5 protein-coding genes are annotated in these 5,372 nt (G+C 36.9%); 1 reads left to right on the top strand and 4 read right to left on the bottom strand.

The features are described from left to right. Nucleotides 1–237: 237 nt before the first annotated feature. The 3 genes from ACESM9_RS14070 to ACESM9_RS14060 all read right to left on the bottom strand — a co-directional run bounded on the left by ACESM9_RS14070 (nucleotide 238) and on the right by ACESM9_RS14060 (nucleotide 2,984). Nucleotides 238–636, bottom strand: coding sequence for a stalk domain-containing protein (locus ACESM9_RS14070; RefSeq protein ID WP_373000015.1), 399 nt, complete (start codon nucleotides 634–636; stop codon nucleotides 238–240). Nucleotides 637–642: 6 nt separating this feature from the next. After that, nucleotides 643–2,118 (bottom strand): WG repeat-containing protein, encoded by a 1,476-nt coding sequence (locus ACESM9_RS14065; RefSeq protein ID WP_373000012.1) that lies wholly within the window; start codon nucleotides 2,116–2,118, stop codon nucleotides 643–645. A 116-nt stretch (nucleotides 2,119–2,234) separates the two neighbouring features. Next, a complete protein-coding gene (locus tag ACESM9_RS14060; RefSeq protein WP_373000008.1) occupies nucleotides 2,235–2,984 on the bottom strand; it encodes a DNA methyltransferase in 750 nt (249 codons plus the stop codon). 205 nt (nucleotides 2,985–3,189) lie between these two features. Between ACESM9_RS14060 and ACESM9_RS14055 the strand changes: the two genes are divergently transcribed. Then, nucleotides 3,190–3,804: a cupin domain-containing protein gene (locus ACESM9_RS14055; protein ID WP_373000005.1), complete on the top strand. Its 615-nt coding sequence runs from the start codon at nucleotides 3,190–3,192 to the stop codon at nucleotides 3,802–3,804. 129 nt (nucleotides 3,805–3,933) lie between these two features. Here the strand turns inward: ACESM9_RS14055 and ACESM9_RS14050 are convergent. Further along, the coding region (locus ACESM9_RS14050; RefSeq protein ID WP_373000002.1) for a flavocytochrome c at nucleotides 3,934–5,372 on the bottom strand (1,439 nt) is incomplete at its 5' end.

Here is a 5,372-nt window from a genome sequence, read left to right as displayed (position 1 = left end):
TTTGTCATGCAAACTCACCCACAGACTTAAGCCTTATATGTAGTTCGTGTTCCTCAGACCGGAGTTTTGCCGCCGACTTCCTTCAGATTCCACCTCACGGTGGACACCCTTGTCTTAAGCTAACGGTTGGCGCTATCAACCCCCGTATCGGACTTTCACCGACTAGCTTGCGCCCATGCTGGGCGCACATGTTAAGGCTACAGCAATTAGTTTTGCTGTAGCCTTCTTTTTGAATTATTATTTAATATATCCAGATGACGTGTTAATACCTATGTTCTTGGTTGCATTATCATAGGTTACCTCAAAATCAATTACCATTCCTACATCACGAAGCTTAAAGTAGGTATTTCCACCTATAATATAGGCTTCAAAAGAAATTTCCTCACCATTTAGTAGAACCTTAGAATTAGTAACCTTCGCTATCTTTTCATCAGAATTTGAAGAAACAGCAAGTTCCCCACCTACCGGAGTATATGCTTTACCTGTTAATAGATTTATAGCATTTGTATTTCCATCACATGTAACTTCAAACTTCTTACCTGTGTCCTTTAACATCATAGCCAAATCACGAAGCTTGAAGTAATTGTTACCATTTATGCTATATGCTTCTATAGGTATCAATTCTCCATCCAGCATAAGCTTTTATGCTGTTGGCTTTGCTATAATTGTTTCGGTCTCCGCTGCTTTTGCTTCTGGTTCGTTTTTGGATAACAATGGATTTTGCAATAGGCCATATTTTCCATTCATTTCAACCCTTGCTATACCATCTTTAAAAGAGTCTGCTCGACTATATTGTAGAGGAATGATCTCCTTACCTGTCTTGTCTACATATCCATAACTGTAATTGTAGTCCCATTCATTAGCACCTGGTGTGCTCACACCTACCAAAGCCAAACCTTCTTTAAATTGTCTAATATTATCATAATTTATGGGAGTTATCTCTTTTCCAGTTTTATCAATAATACCCAGTTTATTGTTTAGAGTTACTACTGCAAAGCCATCATTGAAATTAGAGTCAACCCATTCACTTGGGTAATCATACTTAAATGGTATAACTACCTTTCCGGCCTTATCTATATAACCTGCCTTTCCATCAATTCCTACACATGCCACTCCTTCACTGAAATTATCAGCAAAGTCATACTTTACAGGTATAACTTCTTTGCCCGTCTCATCTATATATCCCTGTTTATTATTGATGGTTACTACAGCCATACCATCCGAAAAAGAATCAACATAGTCATACTTGATTTGAGTTATTTCTTTTCCAGTCTTGTCCACCAGACCTCTTTTCCAATCCACAGTTGCTATTAAATTGCCATCCAGGGGTACTTGAATATCATCATAGATTATAGGTACTATTACTTTTCCTGTCTTATCTATGCATCCAACTTTTCCGTCAATTCTCACTACCGCAAGGCCTTGTGTAAAACTATTTGCATGCTCATATATAAACGGTAGTACCTCTTTACCTGTTTTATCTATGAAACCAAACTTACCATTCAGCTTCACAGGTGCTAAGCCTTCGCTAAAATTGCCTATGCTTTCATATATGGGTGGTATGACTTGGGTACCCTTTGTGTCTATAAAGCCCCATTTACCATCGGAATAACTTCCTTCCAATATTCCAATCAATCCTTCATAAGGATAATACATAACACTATATTTTGGTTCTACGATTTCTTTGCCTGTTTTGTCAATAATTCCCCATTTGTTATCGATAGATACTCTTGCAATTCCATCATTAAAATTCTCAACAAAATCATATTTAAATGGGATGATCTCTTTGCCAGATTTATCTATGTATCCATATCTACTCTTATAGCCAAATGTGCCATCAGCTTGTTCACTAATATATGCCACTGCCATACCTTGATCAAAATCCCAAACACCATTAAACTTTGCAGGTATAACTATTTTTCCATTTTGATCCATGAATCCGTATTTGCCATCAACATTAATCTTAAATAGACCTTCTGTAGATTCTTCAAAATAATAATCGTACCATTTTACCATTGGTTCTTGATTGGCGGCATTGATGCTGATGATTGGATTAAATATCCCCATAATTAAAAATGAGCATAATACCAACGCCATAATCCTTTTACTTTTCTTCACAAGCATATCCTCCTTTTAGTCATATGTTTTGGTTAATTGGCTTTCCTCCTTTGAATTATACCAAGTATTGCCACAGTTGTACATAATACAACATATTTTTCTCTTTTTCGACATTTTCATTGTATTCTGCTTTCCTTTGTTATCTTTCTAAATATACAGATATGCTCATGTACTATATTTGATTTATAAATATAGGTATTATCAACTGCTTCCAGAATACTATGTTCCTTCCTCCTATCCCATATTATTAAATCTTCCAGTGTAAATCCAATATCAGCCATGATATTAGCTAAGTCTATATGTAAAGGATAAAATCTGTTTTTTTTCCTTTTATCCATTACAATAACAATACACATTTTATTTGGCTTCAGGACTTCATACACTCCTGAAAAGGCTTTAGCCAGATTATTTAAATATAAAGAATAACTATTTGTGTTTCCTATATTTTTTTGCAATGAAGTAAGATCCTTATGTTTTTTATGGTTTGTATGGTTTCGATTGGATATATTCCAACATGGTGGTGAAGTAACACATAGATCCACTGATTCTTCATACAAGTATTTATTAATATAAATACAGCTATCCTGGATTATCTGGCAACAATCTTTATAGCTCTTCAACCTTTCATTAGCAGTAGTTATGCATTTTTCATTTATTTCAAAACCAATGGCCATCCTATCTAAAGTATTTGCTGCCGCAAGTGTACTCCCAGTACCCATAAATGGATCAAGAACAACTTCCTCTGGATTTGTAAATATATTGATTATTCTTTTAATCACGTCTATTTTACTGCCATTCCATAGACTGCTTGAGTATTGAATCCATTCATCATGGGATTGACTTTCAATTAATATATCAGTATTCATTGGTTCATCCCCCTTTATGCATGTCTATGCATCTGGGATTGTCCATAATTACTGCAATTTATATGAGCTATGTAATAGGATAGTGGAATTTCATTGGTGACATGCCCATGGGCAGCTTGTTGGATGAGTTAATCTTAGATTTAATGAACATATACTGTTAATAGAGCATAAAATGATTATGGAGACTATGAAAGGAGCGAATAACATGAAAAATCAATATAAAAAGTATCCATGCCCCTACTTCATGAATATGTGTCCTTATTGGACTAATCAGTCCCCTTATAATGAAGAATACTTGACAGATTATCTTGATGAGTATAAAGAATACGAAGAGTATGCTGAAGACTATAATAATGTTTACATTAACTATACAGAAAAAAAGGATAGTTGCAGCCATACTAAACAAAAGGATTATGGTCCTAAACCCTTTGTTATTAATATTGAAGAAGCTACTCAAAAAAACAAGAACTTTCGTACCGCTTTATGGACAGGCAAACACTTACAACTTACCTTGATGAGCATAGATGTTGGAGGTGAAATAGGTTTAGAAATCCACCCTCACTTGGATCAATTCATAAGAATCGAAGAAGGCCAAGGAATAGTGAAAATGGGAAACAGAAAAGACAAGTTGGATTTTGAGGCAAGAGTATCCGATGACTTTATATTCATCATACCTGCCGGAACATGGCATAACCTGATAAATACAGGGAATAAACCCATCAAGCTTTATTCTATCTATGCACCACCTCAACACCCTTGGGGTACAGTTCATAAAACTAAGGCAGATGCAGAAGAAGCAGAAAAAAAGCATGACCGCTAATTTTGCTTCATAAATAATAAGGTTTCCGATGGAAGCCTTATTATTTTGTCACAGGTGTATATGTTCCGTATCCATAATAATATCCTGTGATTTTTTATCAATCACAGGATATTGTCAAAAGGACTATTATCATTCAGCTTTCGCAGCGCTTTCGCCTGCTATTTTTCCGAATACCACTGTATCAGGCACAGCATTACCTCCAAGCCTGTTCGAACCGTGGATTCCTCCAGTTACTTCTCCCGCTGCATATAGTCCTGGTATGATGTTACCCTCTTTATCAAGAACTTGCGCCTTTGTGTTAATCTCTATGCCTCCCATAGTATGATGAACCGTAGGCACCCTTGGGCCTGCATAGAAAGGAGGAGTATCAATCTTATGTTCAAATAATGTTCTACCGAATGGATCAGCTATTTTCTTCTCTACAGCCATGTTAAAGGTTTCTACTGATTTGATCAGGTTTGCAGGATCAACTTCTATTTGTCTTGCCAAATCTTCCAGTGTATCGGCTTTAAAAGCCCTGCCTTCTTCCACAAGCTGATCTATGGTTTCGTTAAAGTTGTTAGTTGTATCTCCCGTAGGATAAGAATGTTTATCTACGATAACCCACATAAAGTTATCCTCCTGCTGGAACAGGGCTTTAGTCATTACATCTCTCCTGGCACCTTCATCAACAAATCTGTTACCATCTTTATTGACAAATATCCTATTTTCAACGCCCTGCTCTATGTTTCCGCTAAGGCTGCCTGTACCCGGTTCACCCATTGGTAATAGCTGAATTTGCTCCATTCCTATCAGGTTTGCACCGATTTTCTCTGCCATCCACATACCATCACCAGTAATTCCAGGACGATTGGTTGTTTTTAGATTCGTAAGATCCGGCCACATCTTGTTATAGTAGTTTCTTGCTTGAACATTGGCGCTAAATCCACCAGTTGCAATTATAACACCATTGTTTGCTTTGGCTATAACCGTGTTTTGATTATTTTCTGCTTCAACACCTACGACCCTTCCATTTTCAACTATAAGCTCAGTTGCCCTTGTATTTAGCATTACTTCTATATCATTGCTATACTTATTTATATAATCCATATATGTCTCTATGTAACCTGTTCCAAGAGGCTTTTCAGGTTTATGTGACCTTGGCCATAATGCACCTAAAACCGTAAATATCTCATCTTTAAACTTCATACCCATACTTTCAAGCCATTCAAGAGCTGGATAGGCCTTTTCCACAAGGGTTCTTACCAACTCAGGCTTCCCGAGCTTGTCACCACCTTCGTAGGTCTGAGTATAATGCTTATCAATAGAGTCCTCTATACCTTGGGCTAACTGTCGCTCAGGATCAACTGCATTATATGCGGCACCGGATATAATAGTATTGCCTCCCACCATAGGCATTTTTTCCAAAACTAATACTTTTGCACCGTTCTGATGTGCCGATACTGCAGCTGCAAGCCCAGCTCCTCCTGCACCTATTACAACAACATCTGCATTCTTCTCTATCCTGCCTCTCACCTGCACAATGCTCTTATCCGGTCTTATAAGGTAAGGGGCAATATCTATATCAG

The organism is Lutispora sp. (genome assembly GCF_041687175.1).
In the GTDB taxonomy this organism is placed as follows: domain Bacteria; phylum Bacillota; class Clostridia; order Lutisporales; family Lutisporaceae; genus Lutispora.
This window is presented reverse-complemented; position numbering and strand designations above follow the sequence as displayed.

Coding starts and splice junctions, on each gene's coding strand:
- ACESM9_RS14070 (WP_373000015.1), bottom strand. CDS start 636: ATGCTGGATGGAGAATTGATACCTATAGAAGCATATAGCATAAATGGT.
- ACESM9_RS14060 (WP_373000008.1), bottom strand. CDS start 2,984: ATGAATACTGATATATTAATTGAAAGTCAATCCCATGATGAATGGATT.
- ACESM9_RS14055 (WP_373000005.1), top strand. CDS start 3,190: ATGAAAAATCAATATAAAAAGTATCCATGCCCCTACTTCATGAATATG.